Source organism: Methylobacterium sp. J-043 (assembly GCF_022829505.1).
In the GTDB taxonomy this organism is placed as follows: domain Bacteria; phylum Pseudomonadota; class Alphaproteobacteria; order Rhizobiales; family Beijerinckiaceae; genus Methylobacterium; species Methylobacterium extorquens_A.
In genome coordinates this window covers 1-26,363 of sequence record NZ_JAKSYB010000066.1, presented here as the reverse complement: position 1 = coordinate 26,363, position 26,363 = coordinate 1, and the positions used below count along the sequence as shown (strand labels likewise).

The 26,363-nt window shown below is 63.6% G+C and carries 27 protein-coding genes; 15 read left to right on the top strand and 12 right to left on the bottom strand.

Annotation, left to right across the window (positions count from 1 at the left end):
• Positions 1-578 precede the first annotated feature (578 nt).
• The 3 genes from MKK50_RS22300 to MKK50_RS22290 all read left to right on the top strand — a co-directional run bounded on the left by MKK50_RS22300 (position 579) and on the right by MKK50_RS22290 (position 2,051).
• The gene (locus MKK50_RS22300; protein ID WP_499025387.1) at positions 579-1,028 is read left to right on the top strand and encodes a Ros/MucR family transcriptional regulator; all 450 of its coding nucleotides are present in this window, start codon (positions 579-581) and stop codon (positions 1,026-1,028) included.
• Between the two features lie 234 nt (positions 1,029-1,262).
• Positions 1,263-1,505, top strand: a complete 243-nt coding sequence (locus tag MKK50_RS22295; protein WP_499025386.1) for a hypothetical protein — start codon at positions 1,263-1,265, stop codon at positions 1,503-1,505.
• A gap of 144 nt (positions 1,506-1,649) precedes the next feature.
• Positions 1,650-2,051: a hypothetical protein gene (locus MKK50_RS22290; RefSeq protein ID WP_499025385.1), complete on the top strand. Its 402-nt coding sequence runs from the start codon at positions 1,650-1,652 to the stop codon at positions 2,049-2,051.
• Between the two features lie 226 nt (positions 2,052-2,277).
• Here the strand turns inward: MKK50_RS22290 and MKK50_RS22285 are convergent, their stop codons facing one another.
• The 4 genes from MKK50_RS22285 to MKK50_RS22270 form a co-directional block, all read right to left on the bottom strand.
• Positions 2,278-3,147 carry a hypothetical protein gene (locus tag MKK50_RS22285; protein ID WP_499025383.1) on the bottom strand — a complete coding sequence of 290 codons (870 nt, stop codon included), beginning with the start codon at positions 3,145-3,147 and terminating at the stop codon, positions 2,278-2,280.
• Positions 3,125-3,790 carry a prepilin-type N-terminal cleavage/methylation domain-containing protein gene (locus MKK50_RS22280; protein WP_499025381.1) on the bottom strand — a complete coding sequence of 222 codons (666 nt, stop codon included), beginning with the start codon at positions 3,788-3,790 and terminating at the stop codon, positions 3,125-3,127. Before MKK50_RS22280 ends, MKK50_RS22285 begins: the two co-directional genes overlap by 23 nt.
• Positions 3,787-4,284 carry a type II secretion system protein gene (locus MKK50_RS22275; RefSeq protein WP_499025379.1) on the bottom strand — a complete coding sequence of 166 codons (498 nt, stop codon included), beginning with the start codon at positions 4,282-4,284 and terminating at the stop codon, positions 3,787-3,789. The genes MKK50_RS22280 and MKK50_RS22275 overlap by 4 nt, the downstream gene beginning before the upstream one ends.
• A gap of 76 nt (positions 4,285-4,360) precedes the next feature.
• On the bottom strand, positions 4,361-4,483 hold the full coding sequence (locus MKK50_RS22270; protein ID WP_440322347.1) for a hypothetical protein: 123 nt from the start codon (positions 4,481-4,483) through the stop codon (positions 4,361-4,363).
• A gap of 19 nt (positions 4,484-4,502) precedes the next feature.
• Here MKK50_RS22270 and gspD point away from each other — a divergent pair, with 19 nt between their 5' ends.
• The 10 genes from gspD to MKK50_RS22220 all read left to right on the top strand — a co-directional run bounded on the left by gspD (position 4,503) and on the right by MKK50_RS22220 (position 20,191).
• Positions 4,503-6,611 carry a type II secretion system secretin GspD gene (gspD, locus tag MKK50_RS22265; protein ID WP_440322349.1) on the top strand — a complete coding sequence of 703 codons (2,109 nt, stop codon included), beginning with the start codon at positions 4,503-4,505 and terminating at the stop codon, positions 6,609-6,611.
• A 254-nt stretch (positions 6,612-6,865) separates the two neighbouring features.
• Positions 6,866-13,288, top strand: coding sequence for a toxin TcdB middle/N-terminal domain-containing protein (locus MKK50_RS22260; RefSeq protein ID WP_499025377.1), 6,423 nt, complete (start codon positions 6,866-6,868; stop codon positions 13,286-13,288).
• 384 nt (positions 13,289-13,672) lie between these two features.
• Positions 13,673-13,942, top strand: a complete 270-nt coding sequence (locus MKK50_RS22255) for a DUF6959 family protein (protein ID WP_499025375.1) — start codon at positions 13,673-13,675, stop codon at positions 13,940-13,942.
• A 289-nt stretch (positions 13,943-14,231) separates the two neighbouring features.
• The gene (locus MKK50_RS22250) at positions 14,232-15,896 is read left to right on the top strand and encodes a GspE/PulE family protein (RefSeq protein ID WP_499025373.1); all 1,665 of its coding nucleotides are present in this window, start codon (positions 14,232-14,234) and stop codon (positions 15,894-15,896) included.
• Positions 15,896-17,122 (top strand): type II secretion system F family protein, encoded by a 1,227-nt coding sequence (locus MKK50_RS22245; protein WP_499025371.1) that lies wholly within the window; start codon positions 15,896-15,898, stop codon positions 17,120-17,122. Before MKK50_RS22250 ends, MKK50_RS22245 begins: the two co-directional genes overlap by 1 nt.
• Positions 17,122-17,613 carry a type II secretion system major pseudopilin GspG gene (gspG, locus tag MKK50_RS22240; RefSeq protein WP_440322289.1) on the top strand — a complete coding sequence of 164 codons (492 nt, stop codon included), beginning with the start codon at positions 17,122-17,124 and terminating at the stop codon, positions 17,611-17,613. The genes MKK50_RS22245 and gspG overlap by 1 nt, the downstream gene beginning before the upstream one ends.
• Positions 17,555-18,049: a GspH/FimT family pseudopilin gene (locus MKK50_RS22235; protein WP_440322291.1), complete on the top strand. Its 495-nt coding sequence runs from the start codon at positions 17,555-17,557 to the stop codon at positions 18,047-18,049. The genes gspG and MKK50_RS22235 overlap by 59 nt, the downstream gene beginning before the upstream one ends.
• Complete coding sequence (locus tag MKK50_RS22230; protein ID WP_440322293.1) at positions 18,046-19,104, top strand: hypothetical protein; 1,059 nt, start codon at positions 18,046-18,048, stop codon at positions 19,102-19,104. Before MKK50_RS22235 ends, MKK50_RS22230 begins: the two co-directional genes overlap by 4 nt.
• On the top strand, positions 19,101-19,688 hold the full coding sequence (gspM, locus tag MKK50_RS22225; protein ID WP_499025369.1) for a type II secretion system protein GspM: 588 nt from the start codon (positions 19,101-19,103) through the stop codon (positions 19,686-19,688). The genes MKK50_RS22230 and gspM overlap by 4 nt, the downstream gene beginning before the upstream one ends.
• A gap of 11 nt (positions 19,689-19,699) precedes the next feature.
• Positions 19,700-20,191 (top strand): hypothetical protein, encoded by a 492-nt coding sequence (locus tag MKK50_RS22220; RefSeq protein WP_499025367.1) that lies wholly within the window; start codon positions 19,700-19,702, stop codon positions 20,189-20,191.
• 28 nt (positions 20,192-20,219) lie between these two features.
• On the opposite strand, the gene MKK50_RS22215 is transcribed toward MKK50_RS22220, so the two are convergent.
• The 5 genes from MKK50_RS22215 to MKK50_RS22195 all read right to left on the bottom strand — a co-directional run bounded on the left by MKK50_RS22215 (position 20,220) and on the right by MKK50_RS22195 (position 23,743).
• Positions 20,220-20,696: a prepilin peptidase gene (locus MKK50_RS22215; protein WP_499025365.1), complete on the bottom strand. Its 477-nt coding sequence runs from the start codon at positions 20,694-20,696 to the stop codon at positions 20,220-20,222.
• 922 nt (positions 20,697-21,618) lie between these two features.
• Positions 21,619-22,374 carry a DUF6118 family protein gene (locus MKK50_RS22210; RefSeq protein WP_499025362.1) on the bottom strand — a complete coding sequence of 252 codons (756 nt, stop codon included), beginning with the start codon at positions 22,372-22,374 and terminating at the stop codon, positions 21,619-21,621.
• 11 nt (positions 22,375-22,385) lie between these two features.
• The gene (locus MKK50_RS22205) at positions 22,386-22,739 is read right to left on the bottom strand and encodes a DUF736 domain-containing protein (RefSeq protein WP_499025359.1); all 354 of its coding nucleotides are present in this window, start codon (positions 22,737-22,739) and stop codon (positions 22,386-22,388) included.
• A gap of 360 nt (positions 22,740-23,099) precedes the next feature.
• Positions 23,100-23,495: a type II toxin-antitoxin system VapC family toxin gene (locus MKK50_RS22200; RefSeq protein ID WP_209688091.1), complete on the bottom strand. Its 396-nt coding sequence runs from the start codon at positions 23,493-23,495 to the stop codon at positions 23,100-23,102.
• A complete protein-coding gene (locus tag MKK50_RS22195; protein ID WP_209688090.1) occupies positions 23,495-23,743 on the bottom strand; it encodes a type II toxin-antitoxin system VapB family antitoxin in 249 nt (82 codons plus the stop codon). The genes MKK50_RS22200 and MKK50_RS22195 overlap by 1 nt, the downstream gene beginning before the upstream one ends.
• 41 nt (positions 23,744-23,784) lie before the next feature.
• Between MKK50_RS22195 and MKK50_RS22190 the strand changes: the two genes are divergently transcribed.
• The gene (locus tag MKK50_RS22190; RefSeq protein WP_209688089.1) at positions 23,785-24,039 is read left to right on the top strand and encodes a hypothetical protein; all 255 of its coding nucleotides are present in this window, start codon (positions 23,785-23,787) and stop codon (positions 24,037-24,039) included.
• Between the two features lie 43 nt (positions 24,040-24,082).
• On the opposite strand, the gene MKK50_RS22185 is transcribed toward MKK50_RS22190, so the two are convergent.
• Positions 24,083-24,682, bottom strand: coding sequence for a methyltransferase domain-containing protein (locus MKK50_RS22185; protein ID WP_253374201.1), 600 nt, complete (start codon positions 24,680-24,682; stop codon positions 24,083-24,085).
• Between the two features lie 83 nt (positions 24,683-24,765).
• Between MKK50_RS22185 and MKK50_RS22180 the strand changes: the two genes are divergently transcribed.
• Positions 24,766-25,532 (top strand): IS5 family transposase gene (locus tag MKK50_RS22180; protein ID WP_153876776.1). Its coding sequence is split into 2 segments (ribosomal slippage): positions 24,766-25,081 and positions 25,081-25,532, totalling 768 coding nucleotides; the frame shifts between segments, so codons are not numbered across the junction.
• Here MKK50_RS22180 and MKK50_RS22175 read toward each other — a convergent pair.
• A complete protein-coding gene (locus MKK50_RS22175; RefSeq protein WP_209688086.1) occupies positions 25,525-25,665 on the bottom strand; it encodes a hypothetical protein in 141 nt (46 codons plus the stop codon). The genes MKK50_RS22180 and MKK50_RS22175 overlap by 8 nt on opposite strands.
• A gap of 253 nt (positions 25,666-25,918) precedes the next feature.
• Positions 25,919-26,089, bottom strand: a complete 171-nt coding sequence (locus tag MKK50_RS22170; protein WP_209688085.1) for a hypothetical protein — start codon at positions 26,087-26,089, stop codon at positions 25,919-25,921.
• Between the last annotated feature and the right edge of the window lie 274 nt (positions 26,090-26,363).

The window sequence follows — 26,363 nt, the reverse complement described above, 5'->3', positions numbered from 1 at the left end:
ATTGTGTCTACCGACAAAAGTAATGCGCAGCCTTAGTACGTTCGTTAAAAACGCAATATCCAAGATCACCAGTTGCCGTCAGAACAGCAGGCTTAGCCGATCAGGGTCGCCGTCATGGGTGCGAGCGTACGATAAGCCTCCCGTCACTGATAGATTTATTGTACAACTCATCTGAGACGGATTTTATCGAGGTCGTGCAACGAACCCTGTCCGGATGGCGGAGCGTCCGCTGAGCGATCCCCTTGCGGACACGCGAGTAGCAGAACGGATTTGAATAGCCGTGCATTCGACCACGTGAGCGCGAGCCAATTAGACCTGTCAGGCTGTCCTGCCCCAAAAAATCCCCCGGTTCCGGGGCATCGCGGCGATCATTTTGGCTGCATCCCGCACGTTCGATAGGCAAGATGGCTAACGAGCGGTGGTGTGTAACAAGGGCAACCAACCTCTCACGAATGTGCCACCATGCTTTGCCAGAAGAAAATAAAAAAATTTCCTTTTTTACTTGATTAGCAGAAGGCGCCCCGCGATGACTCTGTTAGTCCGCAGGGCTTCTTAGGATCGTCCAGAGGTAGATAATCGTGACCGCCAACGAGTTGACTGCTACGCCCGACAACGATCTCCTCGACCTCACTGCCGAGGTGGTCGCCGCCTACGTCACCAACAACACCGTACCCGCACGAGACCTTGCTGATCTCATCATCAGCGTACATGCCGCACTCTCTGGCTTGGGCGCGTCGGTCGCGCCGGCTTCTGTCGAGGAAGAGGTCCAGAATCCGACGGCCGCGCAGATCCGGAAATCCGTCACACCTGACGTGCTGATTTCGTTCGTGGACGGCCGTTCCTATAAATCGCTGAAGCGGCATCTCGGCACGCACGGCCTCACACCGGACAGCTACCGGGCCCGGTATGGCTTACCCTCCGACTATCCGATGATCGCGTCGAACTATGCGGCGCAGCGCTCGGCCCTGGCCAAGCAGATCGGTCTCGGCCGCATTGGGGGGCGGCCTAAGCAGCGGGCATCGAGTTGACGTCTCACTCAGCGCGCGACACCGGCGAGTGCACGATCAGCGACCTGGCCGAGTTGTTTTCGGTCTCGTGCCGGACTGCCGCCGCACGCTCGCCCGGCTGCCTCAAATTGCTGAGGGACACATGCAGGGGAGATCTTACGCAAATGTACAGAAAACGTTCGTTTTTCTCACACGCATGATCGCACAACCAGAAGACCGCCTGGGGTGGGAATCTGACGTTGTAGAGGAAACCTCATGACCAATAGGCCGCCGATCAAGCTGTCGCGCTTGAGGGACATCGGTTGGAGAGAGTGGGACCCAATCGGTCTCCTTGCGGCCGGTGAGACGTGGGACCATAAGCTGTTCGCCGACGAATACGACGCCTACCTAATGAAGGTGGCCGGTGATCTTCGTCGTGGCGGAGAGCTTCAAGAGGCCGCCTCCTATCTGGTCAGCATCGAGCGCGACTACATGGCTATCGGTGTTCGTCCCGGGTAGGAGTCCAGGGCCGAGACGACAGCGCGGGCCATCCAGGGCTATATGGCGGACCTCGATGGGAAGCACTCGACTTCTGCTTAGGGTGGAAGCCGGGCATCAGCGGAGCGATGATCTACGACGTCCAAGCGTTATCGGCAGGCGAGAATGGAAGCAGATTATAGAAAATTGAAGGCTGAGTGGCGCGCTGGAAACCGCGACCGAGAGAATGCACTCCAGCTGATGTACTTCGCTTGGATGCATTGGGCCGACCCATCCTTCGTTACTGGGATGGAAGATGACTCAGACGCGCATGAACTGTGGCACGCCATCTTCGACCACTTCGGTGGAGAGGAGGCACGAGATCCCGAGTTTTTGTATGTCGCTACTCTAATGGCCAGCATCACTCCGTGGGGGCTCGGGGATGAAGTTGTGTGGTACGCATGCGCAGCCCGGATGAGAGATCGCTTAGTCAAGCTGAAGCCCGAGGGCTTGTTGCCAGATCATTTTCAAGGTCGCGGTGAGTATGGCAAATATTTCTCACATCATGCGCACAGTCTGTCCAAGTGATTGAGCTATGTCCGCGAAGGGTCGGTTGCAGCTGTACCCAGATGTAAGGAAAACCGTTGTTTTCTGCACAGCCCAAGCTGTGCGCCAGCTGGAATTGCATCGGTCTCGCTATCACATGTTCTGCAAAAACTCCCGCCATATCCCTTTTTCGCAAATTGTTCTGCATTGGACATTTACTCTAAATATAAACAGATGATTGGAATAGTAATATTAAATCAGTATTGTTTCATCGGCATAGATCGGAAGTTTCTATCATATTCCAACGTCCGCTCACCACCCTTACATTTGGCTTCATAACGGAAAATTCGACTGTTATCTGGCGCTCCAGAGCAAAAATACTACCATTATTTTTGATTATTGCGCTGAAACTATAATAAGGTGAATTGATCGATATATACGGTCGGAGATGCGTCAACCGCCGGTCATCAAGCGGAAACCTGCCGCTATTGAACGACTGGATGATGATGTCTCGATCAGCTTGTGTGATGGAGGGAATCAAATCGAGGTTCCCAAGATCGGTTCGCCGAAGTTGGATGCCCTGGGCGCGCGTGAGAACGGTTAGTTCTCGTTCCAGACGTGCCGCAAGTGCGCCCATTCTCGCGCAGGGCTCAAGGAGCGCCCTCACGCTGGGGAAGATCTCTCCGCTCCTTCGTGTCTGATGGATACGCTCGAGCAATTTGGCGCGTGAAGCAGCCTCTGGGTCTCCTCTCGTCAGAACAGAGGTGATGAGGTCGATATGGCCGGTATTGAGATCGATCTTGTCGCCTTCCGCCTCGAGATCCAGCTCGACATCCATGCCCTCGAAGCGCCAGCGAACCGGACGCACCCTCCCCTCCAACAATCCCTTGATGGAGTCTTCTTCCGCCGTCACGCTGCCGGCGGCTCGCACGATGGCGGCTTGGGCGACACCCCGCGCCCGCGCTTCCTCGATCAACTGCCCGACATCGGTTGCGCTTGAGCGGATTTCGTCGAGCAACGCCACGAGCGCCCCGGAGATCGTCCCGAGCATCAGAAGGGTGAGAACCAGGACGAAGCCATCGCGTCCGCGGCGCCCGTCATGTCGTCCACCTCGTTTATCGGCCATGATGGCTTTCACGGCGACCGGTTCGACAGGCCTCCTCATGCGGCAGTCCTGCACAGCCCCCCGACGCATGGCCCATCGCTCGCTCGATGATCTCGATGGACGGTCCGAGACCGGGGACTTCGATGCGCATCAGCACCGCGAGCGGTAACCTGTCGCGGCCCACCCATTCGCTGCGCCATGCCGCGGTGACACGGTCGGGATTCTCGATGAAGTAGGAGAACGACAGGGCGCGTGCGCCCTGAAGGATCGTTTCCTCGCGCAGCATCTCCGACCGTCGATCCCTCCAGCGAAGAAGCAGAGCTCCATCCGAGCGCTCGGGATGCCATTTCAAGGTCATGGGCTCGGGGCGGTCGAAGCCCAGGATCGGCAGGCCGACCGACACCAGATTGAGTTCCGTATCCGTTCCTCCTGTGGAAAGACCGTCTGTGGTACGCAGATCGGGAACCGCCCCCGCGACAAGCGCACGAAACATCCGGGCTGCCGAGACGAGGTTTTCGCGGGCTGCGGTTTCCCGATGCGCTCGCTCATCCAGACGCTGCACGGTCCAGCTCAAGCCGCTGCTCAACGAAAGAATGAGCCCGACGATCGCGATGACGATCAGCATCTCGGCGAGGGTGAACCCGTCACGCCCGCCCGAGGCAAAATCCGGCTTCACAGGTCAGAACCCGGCAGCCGCAGGGTGTTCAGTACCACCGCGTTTCTTTCCGCTCCGCGCGCCGGTGCGACCTGGACCGAAACGTGTAAGAGGTTCGACCGACCCTGTAGACGAAACCCAGGCTCGATGTAGGGACGGATCACGATCCGCCAGTGGGAACCATCCCCGAGTTGCCCACTGGTATCCTGCGTTCGAAGCGGAAGGTCGAGGCCGATCCTGTTCAGGATGGCTTCCGCCGCGAACACGGCCCGCAAGCGATCCGTGTCGTGGGTCAGCCTCTCTGCCCTCGACGAAACCACGCGACCGACCATCGACACACACAGAGCAAGGATCGCGACAGCGACGAGAGCTTCGACGAGGGAGAACCCTTCCTGGCTGCAAGCGACGTGGCGTGACGTACAGTCTCCAAAACGTGATCCATGTAAGGCGAGTGCCCCCGGTGGCACTGGGGGCCGTGCCTCACTGAGGCCGTCACGGACCGAGCGTACGGACATCGAGAGAAGGCCTCTCGTCACGATCAAAAGGTCGAGGCCCGGAACGGCTTCCGCCCGATGGCACACCTGTCGCGGATCAGAACCCCACACGTAACAAACCTGTGAGCTCACCTGCAAGCTGGGGCGCCAAGTGGCGGAACTCGTGGCAGTTGTACCAGCGCAGCTCGAGTAACAGGATGTCGCGGTCGAGGAGCGTCATGCCCGGACACCTTCGATCGGTGGCACTGCTCGCACTCGGCATGATGCTGACGGCTTGTACGACTGGCCTCCAGACCGCATCCTCGGATGACGAGATCGGCTTGCTCGGGGCAGCTGGCTCCGGCATCACCGCCCCGCAGGGTACCGCGGTTTCGACTGGCATGCTGTTCGACCGTGGTGTCCGGAGGCCGCGAGGATACACGGAGTTGGGACGTATGGATCCCGGGCCCGAGCAGCGGGGCCAAAGACCCGAGGTCTCCAGCGATGCCGATGGGAAGAGCTTTTCCCTCAACTTCGTCGATACCGGGATCCAGGATTTCGTCAGGATCGTCTTCGACGAGATCCTGCATGAATCCGCCATCGTCGATCCAGGCCTGGAGGGGCGGATCACCGTTCGAACGACCCAGAACGTCTCGAGGACGAATGCGCTCGACCTCGTCCGCAACGTCCTGCAGATGAACGGCGCAACCCTGGCTAAAACCGGTTCGGTCTATCGTATCGAGCGCTCGGGCAACGCGGCAGGCCAGAAGGGGCGGTCGGACGATAGCGTTCGAGCCTTCCAGCTCCGCCACATCGATGGAGAACAAGCAAAAAGCGCGGTGCAAGCTTTGTCGGGCGGAAAGATCAACATCTTTTCCAGCAAGAACAGCCGCTTCATCTACGTTTCGGGAGCCGACGGCGATCTGGAAGCCGCTCGAGAAATCCTCTCGACCCTCGATGTCGATCAGATGAGCGGCATGTCCTTCGGACTCGTCCCGCTGCAGGAGGCCGGCGCCAAATCGGTCGCCACCGAGCTGACGAACATGTTCGGGGCGAGCGGCAATCTGAAGGCCATGGCGATCCAGCGCATCAACGCCGTTCTGCTGATCGGGCAGCCCCCCGATCTGCTGGGCCGCGCGAAGGCGTGGGCTCACAAACTCGATCAAGGGGGCCAGGACCAGCGGAAGGTCTTCGTCTACGCCATCCAGAACCGTCGAGCGCAGGATCTGGCAAAAGTGCTCAACGGTATGATGGGCAGCAACGCATCTTCGGATCCGAGCCGAGCTCAGGCTGCGGTCGCGCCGCTCGTTCGTCCTGCCTCTGCATCGAGCGGCGGCGCATTCAACGACCGCTTCATGAACGCCCCACCCGAGGGATCGGGTGTCGGTTCGGACAGTGGCTCGGCAACGCCCGGTGCCGAACCTGCGTCGATGGCCGGGGAACGGCCGAACCCCTTCGCCCGCGGTCATATTGGGATCAGCGCGGACATCTCGACGAACTCGCTGGTCGTGGTCGCCAAGCCCGACGAGTATCGGCTGGTGGAAGCCGCGATCCGCCGCCTCGACGTCCAGCCGGCCCAGGTCCTGATCGAAGCGACGATCTTCGAAGTTCGCCTCAACGATACCCTACGTCACGGCGTGCGCTGGTTCTTCGAAAGCGGCAATCACGGCGGCATCCTGACGGACAATGCCAGCGGCAGCACGGGCGCCGTCCATCCGGGCTTCAACTACATCTTCCAGATCCCCAGAGCCCGTGTGGTTTTGAACGCCCTGGAGGGGATGACGAAACTCGAAGTGATCTCGTCCCCCGCCCTGACGGTGTTGGATAATCAGACGGCGACCCTCAAGGTCGGTGATCAGGTTCCGATCGCCACGCGGTCCGCGCAGAGCGTCACGAACCCGGACGCACCGCTCGTCAACGACATCCAGCTCAAGGATACCGGCATCATCCTGTCCGTGACACCACGCGTGAACGTGGGCGGCCTGGTTCAACTCGATATCACCCAGGAAGTGAGCGATGTCGTGCCAACGACGAGTTCGGCGATCAACTCGCCGACGATCCGCCAGCGTTCGGTGAACAGTTCGGTCGCCGTCCAAAGTGGAACCGAGATCGTTTTGGGCGGTCTTATTTCTAAAAGAAACGAAAGTTCACATTCGGGCATTCCAGTCCTGAAAGATATTCCCCTTGTCGGAGAAGCATTCAGCAGCAATGTCTTGAACGCGAAAGACAGGACGGAACTGCTGATTATCATCAGGCCTGTCGTGATGTCGAATCAATCCGATGTATTTGCTGTTACCCAAGAAATAAAAACCAAAATGAGAAATGGCATTGATCGCCCAACACGTTCGGTCGTTTCAAGAAACTACTAATCGATGACGTAACGGTATTTCGCGAATTGATTCGATATATCTATCATGTATTTTAATCAATAATATAAAAGGTACCTGCGTTTTAGTATAAAATCAATCTAATTTATCGAAATTGTGACTGCTTGAGAACACGCATCTGCAGATGAGTGCCTTTGGAAACCTTTGGTTTGTCTGTTGCTTTGCCGAGCCTGCAACCTTAAGAACGGGGGAGTTAGAATCACTTCATCTAGAGGATGCAGGTGGTGGAGTCGTTCATGAGCGCAGCGGCAGGCATCCGCCTCTCGGTAGTGAGCCAACTCGGGCAACGAGCGATCGTCGCACTGCTTTCGGCAACGTTGATTGCAACGCCATTGCCGGCCCTTGCCCAGGCCAGGGAAGCCCCCTCCCCCGTAGTGTCCGATGGAACCGCCTCGCCTCCCTCTCCGAGCCCGGCTCCCGAGGCCCTCACACCGTCGGCACGGGAGCCCGCGCCCGCCGCGGGCGGTTCGGCCGATGGCAAGGAGCCGCAAGGCACGCCAGTGCCGACCGCCGTGCAGCCTCGATCCATGGCCGCCATGTCGGCGCGTGTCGCCGGGCAGGGGGCGGACCCGTTTGCACCCGACCTTGGCTCGGGCTCGATGCGCCACGTGGCGCAGACGCCGGAGACGCTCGGTTTCGGCGCCTTCGCTCAGAGCCTCGCGATCGAGGTGCCCAAGTTCCACGGGCTCGAGCCGAAGCTGTCGCTTCAATACAGCTCGGGCGGCGGTCTCAATGCGGGCCGCCTGATGGCCGGCTTCATCGGCGTCGGCTGGGAGGTGCAGGGCCTGCCCGACATCGTGCGCACCGCCCCCGTCAATGGGACCCCGCGCTTCGACGCCTCCGACGTGTTCCAGTTCGACGGTAAGGATCTCATTCCCTGCACCGAGGGCATGACCAGCCCGAGCTGTACCCAAGGCGGCAACTACACCGGCAAGGTCGAGAGCTACGAGCGGATCCGCTACGATACCGAGGCAAACACCTGGACGGTCTGGGCCAAGGACGGAACGCGCACGCTGTTCTTCGCGGTGGCGCACTGGGGCGGTGCCGTCGAGGCCGATGACGACGCTCCCGACCTGATCCGCTACCAGTATCGCTGGCTGCCGATCGAACGCGAGGACATCCACGGCAACAAGGTCAGCTATAGCTACACCTGCCGGACCTTGCCGGTGTGTTACCCCGAGCGGATCGTCTACAACAACACCGAGATCCAGTTTGTCGCCGCCGACCACCCGGCCTACCAGACGCGGGCGACGGGGCGGAGCCTGGCCCGGCTCGACCAGCAACTCCGACGCATCGAGATCCGCACGGGCGGGCTCGGCGTCCGCGCCTACGGCCTATGGCAGGAGACCAGTCCCTCGACGGGGCTGCAGCGGCTCGTCGACGTCCGCCGGTTCGGCACGGCCTGGGAGCTGACGGAGGATGCCCGCCCCGCCGGCGAGAACATCCTTATCGGGCACTACGCCTACAGCGAATCCGATATTCAGTTCACACCGGGATCCGATACAACACATGATGAAGTAAATGAAGTATTCGATCTGCCTGGAGACTTCGACGGTGATGGTCGGCAGGACGTTCTAATCATTCGACCTTCGTCCCAGATGGATTTATGTTCCATCGAAATTAAATTGTCGACGGCTACAGGCTTTGTTCAGCCGCAAATGGTCCAGCCTGTTGCAGGTGGAATCCTCCCTTGCTGGGCGAGCGGGCTTAGCCTCATGCCGAGTTTCGGCTTCAGGCTCGGAGATTTCGACGGCGACGGATTGACGGATATCTCGATCTACAAGCAGCCAACTTTCGGCGTGTATCTGACGCGATACGATCGTTCGACGAACACGATTTCGTTCGAAGACAAATCATTTCCTCTTTCTCACCCTGTCGCAACAAACCCGACATTTAGTTCATATGCTGACATCGAAGGCGATGGTGTGACTGAGATCATTCCAGTCGGACACAGTACAATATATAAGTACGATGGATCGTCCTTTATTCCAATTCAGTTTCCACCCGTTGCAAGGCAATCGGATAGTTTCGAGGAAAGACTGACATCGAGCGGCGACGCGAATGGCGACGGCCGGGCTGAAGTCGTCACCTACCACATCCTCAATTACGGAAATCCGGCAGAGTACCTGGCCACCCGCTACCGATGGGCCGGGATGCTGTTCGAGAGCCTGTTCGCGTATCAGTTTTCGCGCGCGGCCGACCCATTCGTCGGTACGGCTCACCCGGTCTACGACCTGCCCGGCGACCTGAACGGCGATGGTGCAACGGACGTCGTCCGCTACCATTTCCCCGACGGAATGAGCGGCGATCCGGTGATTGATCAAGCGGGTCTGCAGTCCATCAGCGACATCGGCCTGCACGTCTCGACCGGTCGCTCGTTTCAAGCCGTTGCCCAGCTCGCGCCGCAGACGAGCTGCGCGCCCATCTATCGAATGACAGCCAGCGAAAATCCTAGCGGCCCGAACGTCTGCGAGGTGCGCGTCATCGACATCGACGGCGACGGCCGCGGCGACGTCGTCGTGTCGACGCCGATCGGCACGGACGGACAGACGGCGCCCATCGAGCTGTTCCTCAATCGCGGCGGCGGAAACTGGGAACGCCGGGTGCTTCCGGCGATCTCGATCTACACGTTCGCGGACCTGAACGGCGACGGCAAGCCGGACATCATCGCCCAGGCCAACAGCACCGGGCAGAGGGGGACCTTTCCGTCCGGCTCCGTCCTCTACGCGACGGGGCCGATCCCGGATCTGATGACCGCGGTGACCTCGGCCCTCGGCGGCGTCACTCGCGTCGAGTACACCCCCTCCTCGGCCTGGGGCGCCACGCCGGGCACCCGCATGCCCTTCGTCACCCAAACCGTCTCGAAGATCACCGTCGAAGACGGACGCGGACAGGCCGCCGTCACCACCCTGTCCTATCGTGGCGGACGCTACGACTTCCCCAACCGCCGCTTCCTCGGCTTCGCCGGCCTCACCGCCACCCTGCCTTGCTCCGAGGGCGAGACCGCCTGCCCCGGCCTCGACATCGCCTTCTCGCAGGACTTCGCCTCCGTCGGCACCCCGATCCAGGTCGAACGCCGCGACGGCGCCGGCACCCCGCTGCGCCGCACCACCACCACGCTCCAGGCCAACAACGCCGCGCCGCCCTACACCGCCTTGCCGGTGACCCAGGAGAGCAGCGAGTTCTTCGCCGGCGCCGCCAAGACGGTCCGCCTCAGCCGCAGCTTCGACGCCTTCGGCAACATCACCGCCGAGACCAGCCACGGCGACGTCGATCGTGCCGGCGACGAGCGCCACCGCGCGATCGCCTACGCCGCACCCAACGTCGGATCCTACATCGTCGACAAGCCGGTCCGCGTGCGCCTCCATGCCGGCGACAGTCCCGCCCAGCCGGTCGTGGCCGACACCATCACCCTCTACGACGGCGCGACCACCGAGGGGGCCGCCCCCACCCACGGCAACCCGACCCAGATCCGCCGCTGGCGCGACACCGCCGGCGATTGGGTCAGCGCCGCCCGCGAATACGACACCTTCGGCAACCTCGTCGCCGAGACCGACGAGGTCGGCGCCACCACCCGCTACACCTACGATCCCGGTTTCAACGTGTTCGTGGTCGCCACCACCAACGCCCTCGGGCAGGCCACCGCCACCGGCTGGAACGTGCCCTGCGAACAGCCCGAGACCCAGACCGACCTCAACGGCGGCGTCACCACATGGACCTACGACGGCCTGTGCCGCCGCAGCCGGGTGACCCGTCCCGGCGGCGACTTCACCGGATGGCTCTACGTCGATATCGGCCAGCCCGACCAGCAATACGTGCGTGAGACCCGTCCCGCTCCCAACGACGCGCCCGGCGAGATCTACGCCATCACCGACATCGACGGCCTCGGCCGCACCTGGCGCACCCGCGGTCGCGGCCCGGGCGAGCAGGACATCCATGTCGATCGCGTCTTCGACGGCCGCGGCAACCTCACCACCGAGACCCTGCCGTACTACTACGGAGCACCGAGCTACGGCGTCACCACCGCCTACGACGCCCTCGACCGGCCGGTGCGCCTGACCCAGCCGGACGGCGCGGCGACCACCCTGGCCTATCGTGCCTCCGGCCTGCCGAATGGCTCCACAGCCGTGGACCGGGTCGATCCGCTCGGACGGACCTCCGCGGCCGACCGCGACGCCTACGGCAATCAGGTCAGCAACGGACGCATCACCGCCGGAGCCTGGTCGACGGTCTACAGCAGCTACGACAGCCTCGATCGGCTCGTGCAGGTCAGCGATCCGATCGGCGCGGTCTGGCGCTACGCCTACGACAGCCTCGGGCACCGCATCCGCGCCGAGGATCCCGACCTCGGCACCTGGCTCCACGACTACGACGCGGCCGGACGGCTGAGCCGCCGCACCGATGCCAAGGGCACGATCACCGACTACGCCCACGATGCCCTCGGCCGCGAGACGCAGCGGACGGTGACGCAGGCCGACGGCACAGTCGCGGTCACGGCCAGCGTCTACGACCAGGCCGGCCCAGCCACCGACCCGGATGGGCTCGTCACCCGCAACGTCGGCCACCTCGCCGAGCAGCGCAACGCCACCGTCACGCTCTGCCGCGACCACGACGAGGCCGGGCGCCTGATCCGCGAGCGCTGGCTCACCGCGGCGGACGCCCGCTGCAACGCCGAGGCGACGACCGGCGAGGCCTACCGCACCCTGACACGCTACGACAGCGGCGGCCGCGTGACAGGCCGGGCCTACCCGGACGGTGACGGCGTCGGCTATCTCGCCCCCTCCGACCCCGGCGCCTGGCGCTACGACGCCGCCGGGCGGCTGTTCTCGGTACCCGGCTCGATCGGCGCGATGAGCTACGACGCCGCCGGGCGGCTGCTGAGTGCCGCCTACACCAACGGGGTGCAGGCGAGCTTCACCTACTCCGCGACCCGGGGCTGGCGCGAGCAGGCAGTCAGCACCCGGGACGGGGCGGCGCTCCTGTCCACGGTCTATGCCCACGATGCCGGGGGGCGCATCACCGCGGTGACCTCGTCCGAGCCGGGCGAGAACTGGACTTATGCCTACGACGACCTCGATCAGCTCACCGTCGCCGACAACCACGGCGACGACAGCCGCGACCGCACTTTCAGCTACGATACCGGCTACCGCCTGCTGAGCGCGGCCGGGCTCGGCGCCTATGCCTATCCCGGCGAGGGTGGGGCCCGCCCGCACGCGCCGGCCGCGGTCGGCGCGTCGCAGCGGAGCTACGACGCCAACGGCAACCTCGTGACGGCGACGTCCGGATCGGGTCTGCCGGCCCGGACCATCACCTGGGACGGCGAGAACCGCCCGACGGTGCTGGCGACGGAAACCCTGGCCGGCGGCGGCGGCCAGCCCGACGTCGCGGTGCAGGCGGCCTACGGCCCGAACGGCAGCCGCTACAGCCTGACACGGCCGAGCCCGCCGCTCGCGCCCTGCGCCGACCCGCCGCCGGCCGTGGTGACGCTGTCGCTGGGGCCGGACCTCGAGCTGGTCCGGCGTCCGGTCTGCGCCGACGGCGCGGTGAGCGAGCAGGCGACGTGGACGAAGTACCTGCCGGGCGGGGCCAAGCGGGTCGGGTCGGGGGCCGGGGTGCAGGCGCAGGTCCTGCACCAAGACCACCTCGACAGCGTGCAGCTGGTGACAGATGCGGGGGGGGCGGTGGCGGAGCGCTCGGGCTACCTGCCGTTCGGTCAGCGGACGCAGACGCCAGCGCCGCTGCCGGGGGCGGTGCGCGGGTCGAACCTGGAGAACCGCGGGTTCGTGGGCGAGCGCGACGACGGCGACAGCGGCCTAGCCTACCTGAACGCGCGCTACTACGATCCGGCGGTGGGCCAGTTCCTGTCGCCCGACACGCTCGATCCGACCGAGCCGGGGGTGGGTACCCACCGCTACGCCTACGCCTTCAACGACCCCATCAACAGGAGCGATCCAGGCGGGCAACAATCCGAATCGGTCACGCTTGAGGAAATCAGCGTCACCGCTGGATCATCCATTGGAGGTGGATCGAACATCGGCGTCGGCTTTGGAAGCTCATTCGGAGGTGGTTGGGGATACGGTCAAGGTGGGTACTATAGCAACACATTGGCTCAAACAGGCTTGATCTATGGTGCTATGCTAGGCAGCTTTTGGGGAGGCGGGTCTGGCGGTTTGGGTGGATTTGCGGCTGGATTTGCTTGCGGGCCAGGCGCAGCCGCTTGTTCGCCAGTAGCAGCTATCGCTGCAGGTGCGGCAGGAGCAACTGCAGGTGCGGCAGGAGGTGCAGCCGTTGGAAGCTTGACCGGTAGCTTAATTGGATCTGCAGTCGATCAAGGACTTATAGTATTCAACAACTCAACGGGCTCACCTTCCGCAGCGGACAGATTCAAAACCGTCGCACGCAGTCACGGAACAACCCCAAACGGAGTTGGTAATATCGTTGGGTGGGGGGGTGGCAGAAATGCCGCAGCTGAAGCAGCAAGGCGAACAGATCAGGTTAACAAGTCGCTCGTATCACAAATGCGAGAATCAGGGTTAACACGAGAACTCGCGATAGCCGCACGAGATGCATATAGAGCTGCTGCAGAAACTGGACGGAGAGGGGGCGATGTTGCCGTTGCTCGCTTACGTCTAATGGAAAGAATTCTTCAAAATTGGTGAGAACATGATCAAAAAGATAGTAATCCGAAACAAGTCATCTTTGGAACTAGGTGTTATGCTTGAGCCATGGACAGACAGAGATGATGTCCAGCCAAATAAATCCATCGAAATAAATGTGGATTTTACGGACGAAGATGAACTTGTGATAGATATAGGAGATGATAATTTTATATCTCTTTGGACGCCCCCCGGATCAAATATAAAAGAAGAAAATTCGTAGCAAAAATGATCGACAACTTACATAAAAACACAAGCATTATAATATATAAGCCATATAACTAGCAGTCCTTTCTTGTATAGTATTGGCAAGTTGCGTAACTGAAATTGATTCGTAGAGTCGCTGCGCGCAAGCGAGCCATACATAACCTTCTTTCCGAGGTAAAAATGTCAGACCAACCATTTCTTTTGAGCAAGCCACAAAACTTTGCTGTAATACAGTTACCAAATCGCAAGTATCCCGGCGTAGTAATCCAAGGAGATACGCTAAATGAGTTGGTAAAAAGCTTGAAGAAAATAGAGACTAATGCAAAAAACTCTGAAGTCGGAGTATTAGTAGAAGAAATAGGTGAAAATATTGCGCTACTGTCAGGCGCGTTACAATTTTACTCCGAAATTTGCGATATCAATAAAATAAAAAAACCTTTTACTGAATAGATTACGTTACGATATTGCACAAACTGCACGCAATTCACATCGGTAAAGACCATAGTATCAATTTTTCATCTTGTCATCAATTTTGGCGGCGCAGGCCGTTGTGTTTTCACGCTTAATACTGAGCCTTGTCGGTGGCAACTCAATTAGGCATGTATCAGACAAACATATAGTTATTTTTCGATTGAAAATCTTATATTATGTTTTGAACAAAATTATACGATAGATATTATTCACCCTATGATCAATATGATCAAAATACATCGGCGGTAGATACGCTTGAGGAAAAAGATTGACGAGTCTAAGTACGGTAGCAAAGCGATTGATAGAATCTGGTGCTATTAGTCGCCAGACACTCGAACGCGCAGAACGAGCTGCCCAAGAAAGCGGGTCTCGTGTCGATCAAGCCCTCAATCGCCTTGGCCTCGTCTCCGACGACCTTATCATTGAGACTTGGAGCAGCGTCACCGGCATTGCGTCCATCTCTGCCTCAGAGCTTCCCACAACGCCGCCCTGCACCGAAAGCTTGCTACCGGCCTTTCTCCGCCATGCGCGCTGTGCTCCTCTTCGTATCACAGACGGGGTCCTCACCCTCGCCATTGAGGATCCCCTCGATAGCTTCACCCCGGGTGCGATCAGCGCTCGCACCGGCTACAAGATTGAACTGCGCCTTGTGCGCAGCGGCGACCTCGACGCTTGGCTCAAGAGCCTCCCCGACGACACCCTCCAAGCCACCACGCCCGCTAGCACCGACGAGGCTGTCAGCCTCGACGTCGAGCGCCTGCGCGACCGTGCCAGCGATGCTCCTGTGGTGCGCCTCGTCAACGCCCTCATCGACCATGCCATCGAGACCAAGGCCTCCGACATCCACCTCACCGCAACCCGTGTCGGATCACGCCTGCGCTACCGTATCGACGGCATCCTGCGCGACGCCGAGCCGCCGCCGGCCGGACTGCACGCCTCCGTCGTCTCGCGCATCAAGATCATGGCCGGTCTCGACATCGCCGAGCGCCGCCTACCCCAGGACGGGCGCATCCGCGTCAGCGCCCGCGGCCAGGAGATCGACCTGCGCGTCGCCACCATGCCTCACGCCCACGGCGAGGGTGCCGTCCTACGCGTCCTCGACCGCTCCGCCGTCGCGCTCGAGTTCGAGGCGCTCGGGCTGTCCGTCCCCGTCGTTGCCGCGCTGCGCCAAGCGCTCGCAGCCCCCCACGGCCTGATCCTCGTCACCGGTCCGACCGGGTCGGGTAAGACCACCACGCTCTACGCCGCGCTCAAGGAACTCACCGGCCCCAGCCGCAACATCGTCACCGTCGAGGATCCGATCGAGCATCATCTCGACGGGGTCAACCAGATCCAGGTCGCCCGCAAGGTCGGACTCGACTTCGCCGGCGCGCTGCGGGCGGTCCTGCGCCAGGATCCGGACGTGGTGATGGTCGGCGAGATCCGTGACCGCGAGACCGTCGCCGTGGCGATCCAGGCCGCGCTCACCGGCCACCTCGTCCTCGCCACCGTCCACACCAACACCGCCGTCGGCGCCCTGCCCCGCCTCGTCGATATGGGAGCGGAGCCCTACCTCGTCGCCTCGACCGTGCGCGGTGCCCTGGCCCAGCGCCTGGTTCGTCGCCTCTGCCCCGATTGCGCCGCACCGACGCCGCTCGACACCGCGCTCGCCCGCGCCATCGGCATGCCCTCCGACGGGCCGGCGCAAGTTCGCCGGCCCGTCGGATGCGCTGCCTGCGGCGGGACCGGCTTCAAGGGCCGAGTGGCGATCTCCGAGTTCATGACGCTGTCCCAGCCGGTGCGTGATCGCCTGCTCGCCGGCGACGACGAGTATGCCCTGGCCGACGTCGCCGCCGAGGGCGGCATGACGCGGCTCGGACAGGACGGCTACGAGAAAGTCCTTGCCGGCGAGATCGGTCTGGATGAACTGGTCCGGGTGATCGGACTGGCCTGATGCCGGAGTTTCGCTTCATCGCCGCGACCGCGGCCAACGAGCGCCGGGAGGGACTGCTCGAGGCCGGCGGCGTGAGCGAGGCGGCCGCCGAGTTGAGCCGGCGCGGGCTTCTCGTCATCCGCATCACCCCGCGGGCGCGGCACGGGTCGCTCTGGGCGCTCCTCAACCGGGATGTGGCCTTCACGGCCCCGATCTCGGCCCGTGAGCGGGTATCCCTGACCCTCGAATGGGCGAACCTGCTCGAAGCCGGGGTACCGCTCGACGAGATGCTGATGCTGTCCGCGACCGGGGTGCGCCGCAAGGGCGTCCGGACGATCGTGACCGCGATCCGTGAGGCGGTCAAAGGTGGCGCTTCGCTGCACGAGGCCCTCAAGGCGCATTCCCGCTGCTTCTCGCCGACCTACGTGGCCCTGGTCCAGGCCGGCGAGGCAGCCGGCGCCCTGGGACCGGCCCTGTCCCGTCTGGCTCGTGATCTCGAGGCGGGACAGGATTTCTCGGCCAGGATCCGCGGCGCCCTGCTGTACCCCGCCTTCCTGGTCGTGACGGCCACGGGGGCCATCGTCGTCCTCCTCACCGTCGTCGTACCGAGCCTCGAAGCCATGGTGACGGAACGCGGATCGGAGGCCCTGCCGTTCGCGACCCGGGCCGTGATCGCCACGAGCCACGGATTGCGCGACTACGGAATGCCTGTAGCCTTCGTGGCCGTCATGGCCATCCTCGGTGCCGTCGCCCTGTTTAGGCTACCATCCGCGCGGAGGCGCTTCGACCGCTTCGTGCTCGGGTTGCCCGGTCTCGGTTCACTCGCCCGGACCGCCGATGCCGGCCGCTACCTGCGGACCCTCTCCGCGCTCGTGGCCGGGGGCGTCGCGCTGCCCCGCGCCCTGCCCCTGGCCGTTCCCGCCCTGCGGAACCGGGCGCTGGCCGCGGCCCTCGAGACGGCACACGCGAAGGTTCTGGTCGGGGCCGCCCTCGGGGACGCACTGAGCGAGAGTCGGACGCTGCCCTCCGACGCCCTCGTGCTGGCCCGGCTCGGCGAGCGCACCGGGCGACTCGCCGAGGCGCTGGGACACGCTGCCATCCTGCTGGAGAAGAGGCTTCGGCTGCGTCTCGAAGCGATCGCCACCCTGATTGGTCCGATGCTGACCCTGGGCTTCGGCCTCGTCGCCGGGTTGATCGTCTACGCCATGCTCTCCACCATTCTCGGCATCAACGAGCTCGTGCGCTGATGATCCTTCCCGGCCGCCCCCCCGCATCCCCGCCGCGGCGCTCAGGCCCGCGAACGCGGTGGCGTGAAGCCGTGGCGAACGAGGACGGCATGACCCTGCTCGAGATCCTCGTCGTGATGGTGATCATCGGCCTGCTCGCCACCCTCGGCAGTGTCCAGCTGATGGGATATCTGGGGCGGGCCAAGACCGATACGGCCCGCCTCCAGATCAAGGAACTGGCGACGGCGCTCGATCTCTACCGGATCGACGTCGGACGCGTGCCGACCACGGAGGAAGGCATTGCATCGCTGCTGCAGGCTCCGCAGGGATCCGAGCGCTGGGCCGGGCCCTACCTGAGCCGGAAGACCGCCCTCCTCGATCCCTGGGGCCGTCCATACCGCTACACCGCGCCCGGCGAGCGCGGAGACTACGATCTGGTCAGCCTGGGAGCGGATGGCAGACCGGGTGGCGAGGGAGAGAACCGTGACATCGCCATCGCCGACGACCGCTGACCGGCAGGGGTTCACGCTGCTGGAGATGCTGATCGTCCTGGCGATCCTGGCGCTGACGAGCGTCCTCGGCGGGTTCGCGCTTCAACCACTGCGACAGCGCATGGACCTGAGTCAGGCAGCGACGCGCCTCGACGCCCTTCTGAGGACGGCACGCGCCGAGGCTTTGCGGACGGGACGCATCACACTGGTGCGGTTCGATGCCGGAACCCGACAGCTGATCCTCCCATCGCAGGGACGGACCTACACGCTGGCGCGATCCATCGCCGTCTCCGTCACCGGCGCCGCGATCGGCACCGGTTCGGACAAACCAACGATCCTCTTCCTCGGCGACGGTTCGAGTTCCGGCGGCGTGATCGAACTGCGCAGCGGCACCTTGAGAACCGCGCGCCGCATCGGCTGGCTCACGGGCCGTATCGATCGGAGCGAAGGGCCTTGATACCGGCGCGCTCCCGCCTGCATGCGGTCGCGAGCGTCGTGGGCCGCGCCTTCACCTGGTGGGGTGACGGGCTGAAGATGACGCTCCCGGCGCCGTTGGTCGCGCTCGTCCTGGGCGACACACGCATTCTCCACCTGGATATCGAGGACGGTGATGGTCGGATGAGGGCGCGGCTCTTCGCATCCTCCTTCCGTAGCCGCGTCGTGACCGAGGCTCTCGTCGCGGATGATGGGGGTGGCCCGCGTGAGATGCCCCGGTCCCTTGTCGCCGCGGCCCGCTCGCGGCCGGTCGTGCTGCACGTATCCGGTCAGGCCGTCCTCAGCCGGACCGTGACGTTGCCGACGGTCGCCTTGGAGGATCTGCGACAGGCGGTCCGCTTCGGCCTGTCCCGCTGGACCCCGTTCTCCGCCGACGACGTGGTGTACGATGCCGTCGTCGTCGGCACGACCGCTGAACAGGCGACCGTTCGGGTTCGCATGGTTCCCCGCACGATCCTCGAACCGTTCGTCGATCGCGCTCGGCGGGCCGGGCTCGGGGTCACGCAGATCGCACTCGGAAGTGCCAACGTGGCTTACGCACCGACGGCGCCGAGAGGGACGCGCGCGCAACGTGCAAACCGCATCGATGCGGCCTTGCTCACCAGCGCGCTCCTGATCACCGTGGCGATCCCCATCCTTCTCCATCTCCGTGGGAACGATGCGTTGAGAGACCTACGGGCCTCCGTCCAAGCCGAAGTGGCGCACCGCACCCGTCAAGTCGCACTCGAGACCGAGTTGGTTCGCCTCGCTGGCTGGCGCCGGACCGCGCTGCTCAAGCGGGCGAAGGTGAAGCGGGTATCCAGCGTCGTGGCGGACCTGGCCCGAGCACTTCCCCCGGAGATCCTCGTTCAAGAATTTTCCTGGAGTGGGGAACGAGGACAGGCACGCCTGTCGGGTGAGCCGGATCGCATCAACGCTGCACTCTCCCTCCTCCGCAGCACGCGACTCGAGCGGCTCACGGAACTCACGAAGGGGGTATTCAGGGCGGAACTCGTTGCGCGGGACGATCCACCGTGAAGACCGTCGCCACGACCACAACTCTGCACAAGGCTTCGTCCCTGCTGCTTCTCGCCCTCGTCGTCGTAGCGATCGCGCTTGTGGCGTGGCCGATCATCGGCTCCTTGTCGGCGATGCACGAGGACATCGCGGCCGAGCGCGCCCGTCTGGCAAACCTGCGCGCCAAGCGCGTCGACCTGAAGAGCATCGAGGGCGAACTCGAAGCCGAGCGTTCGGAAGCGACGGGCAGGAACCCTCTGATCCTGGACGTGACCGGCAGCGCCGCGGCTTGGGAGCGTATGGAGAGGCTCCTGAGGGAGATCGCAGCCCGCAGCGGCGCGACGGTCGTATCGGTCCGCGGGCTCCCGCTCGAGAACGAGGTCGACCTGAAGGCGGCACGCATGGAACTCATGCTGCGGACATCGCACGAGGGGATCAGGCCCCTGATCGAGAACATCGAGGCTGCCCGACCGCTCGTCTTCATCGAGACGATCACCATGCGCGGCAGAGCGGCTGCAGGCGTCCCGGACAGGGAGACGATCGATGTGAAGGCGACCACGCGCGTTCTGGCCACGATTTCTCCGGTTCAGGTACCGCGGCGATGACGGCGAGGCGCGTGGCGCTGGTGGCCTGCAATCTCGCTGCCCTGCTGGTACTGCTGACGATCTGGCGAGCCGAACCGGAAGGCATCGCGACAACGCGTCCCGCCGCCGTCGATCCCGCCCGCTCCTCTCGCCTCCCATCGCCCGATGGTCCTGCCGTGTCGGCTCCCATCACCGCGAAGACGTTGTTTCGAGTTCCCAAGCCCGTCGTGAAAGCAGCGTCGAACGACCAGCCGTCCCTTCCCGCGCCGAAGCCACCGTTCTGGCTGGTCGGCATCGTATGGGGGGAGACGGATCGCTTCGCGATCGTCCAGTCGTCGCGCACCGGCCCGATCCACCGGGTGCGGGCCGGCGAGACGGTCGACCGATGGCGCCTCGAGCACATGACCGCACGCGTCGCGACGTTCCGAATGAACGATGTGAACGTACCGCTCGATCTCCAGCGCGCCCGCTCACCGGCTTCCGATCCCACTCCGAACACCTACGGTCGGGTCGGCAGACACTGATGCCGAAAACAGGGCGGGCAGCACATCATCATGACGGGATGACCTGAAACATCGTCGTCGTGTGCAGGCCGATGACGAGAAAGGGCCCGAAGGGTAGCCGTGTCGTCCGTGTGATCGGGAAACCGAGCAGGGTCGCGCACCCGATTGCCGACAATCCCGTTAGACTCGCCAAGAGCATCATCGTGGGTAGGCCGGAGAGCCCTACCAGCGGTGTTGCGGCCGCGATGAACTTGACGTCTCCCAGCCCGAGCCCGGTGCGGCCACGAGCGTAGGCATAGGCTTCGCGGAAACCGTAGAGCAGTGCGAAGGCAACGCAGCCCGCAACAAGAGCATGGGCCATTGCCATCAGAGGTTCCCCCGTCCCGTCCATGGCAACGAAGCCGAGGCCGAGAGCGAACAGGCACGCGTTCAACGTATTGGGGATGATCCCGTGTCTGATATCGATCAGGGCGATCGGGATCGTGATCCCAAGTGGCAACAGCGCCAGAAGGAGTGGATCGACCATGTCAACAGTCCTGCACGACCGTTCGCAAGGATCGATCGTGGCGGCACATTCGGTGATGGAGACGGGAGCGCAGTGCGGGGCTTCGTACATCCCCTCCGGACGCCACATCTCTCTTAGAGTTACGACAAACGTTCCCGCTCCGCCTCGCAATTGTCTGTAAGTGATCACGCACGCCGCGGGGGTCTCTCGGGTTCGGGATTGGCTGTCGCAACCCGACCCTACCCGGTAATCGCCGATGACCACCCTTCGGCTTCACCATTACCTGGGACACCCCTCCTATCTAAAGGAGCGCCAGCTCAGCTTGGAGGCGTATCTGCCAGCTATTAAAATCCTGCGAATCAAAGCACAGCAGAAGAAAAATCCTGCTTGTTTGAAGCCTCCGGACAGTGTAAATCGCTGGTTCCGGAAAGAAAAAAGGCCGCCCGGTTAAGGAGCGGCCCGAAGTCTAGGGAGGAAATGCCCAAGAAGGGCTACGGGACCGCGACGCCATCGCGATCTCGCATGCAACAAAATCTCTTGTTGCGACGCACAAAGCAACCCCCAACGGGATGCCTTATGTTAAAAATGATGCGTAACCGGAGGGTACGTGCGCCAGCGCACCCTCATCGCAGACCAGCCTGCTTGTTCCCTATGTCTGCCGCTGTCCGGGCCATAGCGTAAGGCCGCCTTTCCACGAGATCTCGGCAGTACTGATTGGACCGGTCCTGATCAAACGAGACCGGAACCTGGCAGGCGCGGGCATCGTGGCCGCCGACGAAAATCCCGCGCTGAAAGCCAGCCGGTAAGTCCGGACCGGAAGGCGCCAGATGTCCTAGCAACGCTCTGTGTGAGTTCCGACGCGCTATCCTCCGCTTTGCCTGAGGATGATCAAGAGGAGCAGCTTGAACGCCTATCCCTGCTCCCGAAATGCAATACCCCGAACCTACTGCGCCGACACGGTGACCGTGCAGCGCTGCTCCTTGCCGGCCTTCGCCGCCGCCTCCCGGCACCCCGACAACACCTCCCTGTTGGCCTGGACCAGGCGGTTCGCATCGAGAATGCCTTGCCAGCCCGCCGGGCTGCCCGCCTGCATCAGCGCTCCCCCGGCCCGCCAGCGGTCGGCGTTCAGCACCGTGGCGGCGACACTCATCTCGACCGAACTCGGCAGCACCCGCGGCAGGAACAGCACCGCCAGGACCCCGGCCAGGAAGGTCGCCCCGCCGACACCACCGAGCCACAGGTTCTGCCGCCGCCGCTCCCGTACTCCCGCGACCTGCTGCATGAACTCACGCCGCACACGATCCAGATCCTTCGTCTGCCGCTCCACCCCCTGCACGGCCGTCTGCACCAGCCCTTCGGCGCGGTTCTCCATCACACGGGCATAGTGCTCCGCGCTGTGGCGCAGCAGCGGCGACTGTTCCACCGCCCGCAGCCGCTCGCCCACCGTCGCGAGCCCCTGGGTCAGCCGGGCGAGGTCGGTCCCGTAATCAACCGCCGCGCCCTGCCGCTCGAACCGGTCGAAGGCCGCCTCCACCCCGCGGCGGATCACGATCATCTCCCCGCCGAGATCGGCCGCCAGCCCCTCCACCGTCGCCCGCAGCGCCGCGAAGGCCGCGCTCGCCTCGTCGCCCGCCGCGTCGGCATCCGTGAACTCCGGGTCCGGGTTCCGGCCGCCGCCGCGATCGTCGTCGTTTCGCATGCCGTCTCCTCTCAAAACCCCAAGCCGAGGTCCTGGCCGCGGCTGCGCGCCAGTTCGCGTTGCCGGTCCTGCACGGTGAGCGCGAGCCCCAGTTCTCGCCGACGCGGACTCAGCACCGCCATCACCTCCGGATCGCGCTCCAGCGTCTCGCCCATCGCCCGGATCTCGTAGTCGCGCTGCTCCTGCGAGCGCTTGGCCCAGCCGGCGCCGATCTCCGCCTTGCCGAGGTAGATGCGGTGCGTGGGCGCGTTCTCGCTGTCGCCAGTCGTCTCGACGATCGTGACCCGCTTGGCCTGGATCGTCAGGGTCGCGATCTCGCCGGTGAAGCCGTTCTGGGTCCGGGTGAAGGTGCCGATGGTCGCCATGGTGAGGTCCTCTCTCGCTTCGGAGCCGCGCCCTCGCGGCCTCGATGGCGGTCGTTGAGCCGGAGGCGGCCGGCGCCGCACCAGCGTGCTGGCCGAAGCGCAGCGGAGGACGGCAGGGGGCCGGGTTTGTTGTTCCGCGAGGAGCCGCCCGCAGGGCGGCGGGGAAGAAACCCGGGATCCCGCCGTTGCGGTAGTCCGGCCGAGGCGAAGCCGTCCCCGGTTAGACCAGCCGATCTCGAGAGGCCGCAGGGCAGCGGTTCGTGCGCGGGGGTTCGAGGACAGCCTGGCGTCCCCTGGCCCGCCGGACCGACCTGACACGCGCTCCGGTCGATGACGCTCGCTCCGAGCTCCCAGCCAGGATCACGCCGCCTCGATGTCGGTCCGCGCGAAGCCGTCGCCCTTGTAGAGCAGCGGCAGCCGGTAGTAGCGGGCACAGGCATAGGCGAGGCAGTCGCCGAAGTTGAGGGCAGCCGGGTGCCGTCCCTCGCCGTAGCGATCGTAGGCGTCGAGCGCGCCGTCGGTGACGCTGGCGGGCACGCTGACCACTTGGATGCTGGCGAGCGCCAGATACGCCTGGAGCGCCTCCCTGGCCTCCGGGATCGGCAGGCCGAGGCTGCGGGCCACCACGACGGTGTTCGCCCATACCGCGGGCGGCGTGGTGATGCGGCGCGGCGCCCGCTGGAGGCGGGCCACAAGAATCCGCGCCTCGGCTTCGTCGGTGAGGATCGCGATCAGCGCGGAGGCGTCGACGAACATCAGCGGCCTTCGCCGTAGAGGCTGTCGATGAGCGCCTTGTCGACGGGCTGTCCCGGCCCGGAACCGGCGCGCTGCTTCAGTTGGCGCACGAAGGCGACCGACTGCTCGACGAGATCGGCCTTGCCTTTCTCGCGGGCGATCTCATTCTGAAGCGCCTGCCGGACTGCTTCGGTCTTGGTGCTGCGCGCCAACGCCGCGAGCTCATCGGCCAAAGCATCGACCTGCGGATCCTTGACGTAGAGCGGCATGAATATCCCGCGCGGGCCGAAAGGCTCGAAAGGGTAGAGCAATGCCGAGGTGGCCCGCCGACCAGCTTCTCCGGCACGGCCCGGAGCTCCCGCTGGCGGAGCAGGTCCGGCGCTACCAGCACAACATTCGCACGATCCGGGAGGTCGGCTGCGTGGTGCCGCGCTCGGCCTATGTCGACACGCTCGATCCGGTCGAGATCGAGATGTGGTTCGTCGACAGTGCGGAGAGGAAGCACCGACTGAAGGCGGCGATCCAAGGCTTGGCCGCCCTGCCGCCGGAGCCCGAACCGGAGTGAATGGAGGCCTCGGCCGAAGGCGGAGCAATTATAGATTTGACTTCTATCGCTTACGCGCGACGATGGCCTGCATCCGGTCGATGGTTACATCTATCTCGACAGAGAAACCTATCGTGCGTAATTCACTAGAGATCGATGATGGAACAAGACGGATCTTTCGATAGCTGCTTTTACGAAGATGCCATCCATTGTTCGAACGGAGATAAACAAGATCGTTTACTACGACATGCTCGGGCTCATACAGCAGCGCGCATAGCATAATACGCCGGTCGTCTGCGCGCACTGGTATAAATCGGTCGGCACCGGTCAGCTCAACCGAGAAATCTCGAAACGTCAGTGCGAGCCGGCCATTGGGACGTAATGTGTGGTAGGCATCGTGCAACAGCTTCGACACATCGGCTCGATCATCAAGGTGGGTGAGTGTATCCCCCATGCAGACAATGGCGTCGGCACCCTCTGCACCAACGATTGACTTAAATTCACGCAAGTCTGCAAGTTGAGCATCGATGGATCGACTGCCGGTAACAGACTTTAACTCATCAAGCAGTGCCTGACTTGTATCTAAAGCAATAACTGATTGGCACCCAAGATCACATAGAGCCGCTGCTCGATAACCTGGACCGCAGCCAAGATCGAGAGCCACGCCTTTCGACACGGCTAGGGTCTGTCGTCGCCTGAACGTCCTGGGAGTGTGAGCGTTTTCCGTCCTCTGGATGGAGCGGGCTGATGCTGAACGACGCGCAGTGGGCGGCTCTAGAGCCGCTGGTGCATGCCTGCCGGCCGAAGGCGAAGACCCCGCCGCAGGACCTGCAACGCACGCTCTCGGCCATCCTGTGGCGGCACCAGAACGGGGCCAAGTGGCGCGCCATTCCAGACGAGTTCGGGCCGTGGTGGCGGGCGGCGCAGATCTTCATCCGCTGGGCGCGCGCCGGGGTGTGGGAGCGCCTGCTCGCCCTGGTGCAGGAGCGCGGCGTGCAGCTCGGCATGGTGTTCCTCGACGGCACCAACATGCGGGCGCACCAGAAGGCGGCAGGTGCGGCCAAAAGGGGGGATCTGCGACCGAGCGAGACGGTCGTGAAGCGCTTGGCCGGTCTCGTGGCGGGTATGGCACCAAGGCCTGCGTGATCGCCGACGGCGCGGGCCGCGCCGTCGCCTTCCGCCTCGCGCCGGGACAGGCGCACGAACTGCCCCACGCCGTGCCGTTGCTCGACCAGTTGCCCGGCGTGCCGCTGTGGGTCGTGGCCGACCGCGGCTACTCCAGTCACGGCTTCCGTCAGCACATCCGCGACGTGGGCGCCAAGCCGGCCGTCCCCACCAAGCGCAACGAAGCACCCACCCGCTGCCCGGACTGGATCTACACCAACCGCAACCGCGTCGAGCGCCTCTGGGCGCGGCTGAAGGAATGGCGGGCGGTGGCCACCCGCTACGAGAAGACCGCCGCCAGCTTCACAGGCGTCCTCTGCCTCGCCGCAGCCTGCGATTGGATCAAGTGACAACAGGCCCTAGGAAGCCAAGCACCTCCAACAACTTGCGCTGCTCCGCAACCTTGTCCAAAAATGTCATTCCACTCATCCATAAATAATGACTGGCTAGCAAATCTTCGTAGTGGCGCTGAACTTCGCTCATGAGCGGTGCTCCATGGATCAGATTGTCGGCTCGCGGCTATCGACGATCTCCGTCTCTTGTCCAAGCCCATGGGACGGGGAGGCCCGACGACATGCACGACGGGCGAAGGCTCTGCCGCGGCAACGAACCGATCCCGTCCTGCTCACCGACTGAAGAGCACGGTCCAGGGGCAGGCCGCCCTGCCGCGTGAACCCGAGGCGGATTGAGCAAAGGCCTCGGCCGGGGCAATCCCCCGGCCCGGCGCACGCCGCTCTCATTCGCCGTGGGGGTCGAACTCGTGGATCACGCTCGCCGGGTCGCCGTCGAACTCGTCGCTGGGCATGACGCCGTAGCCGCCGTCGGTGACAAAGAGGGTGACGCAGACCATCAGCGACTGGGCCAGGTGGTAGGCGCTGCTGCGGGCGAGGGTGAGATCGTGCGCCATGGTGCGGCTCCCGTCCTGCGGCGGGGACCGTCCCCGCTCGACAGGCGCCCGAAAGGTCCGGACGGGGCCGCGATCACCGCGGGAGGCGAAGCCGGGAGCGGCCGCCCGCGCATGCGGAGCGGACCCCTTGAGGGTTGATCGTGGAAGGCCCCGGGAGTGACCAAGGGTCAGCGCCGATCAGAGCGGGGTGGCCCCTGCACGACGCGCCGAGGTATGCGCCGTCGTCGGCCTCTCGTGATGTCGTCGCCAGCGTTGCCGGATCTGAGCGGGTCGG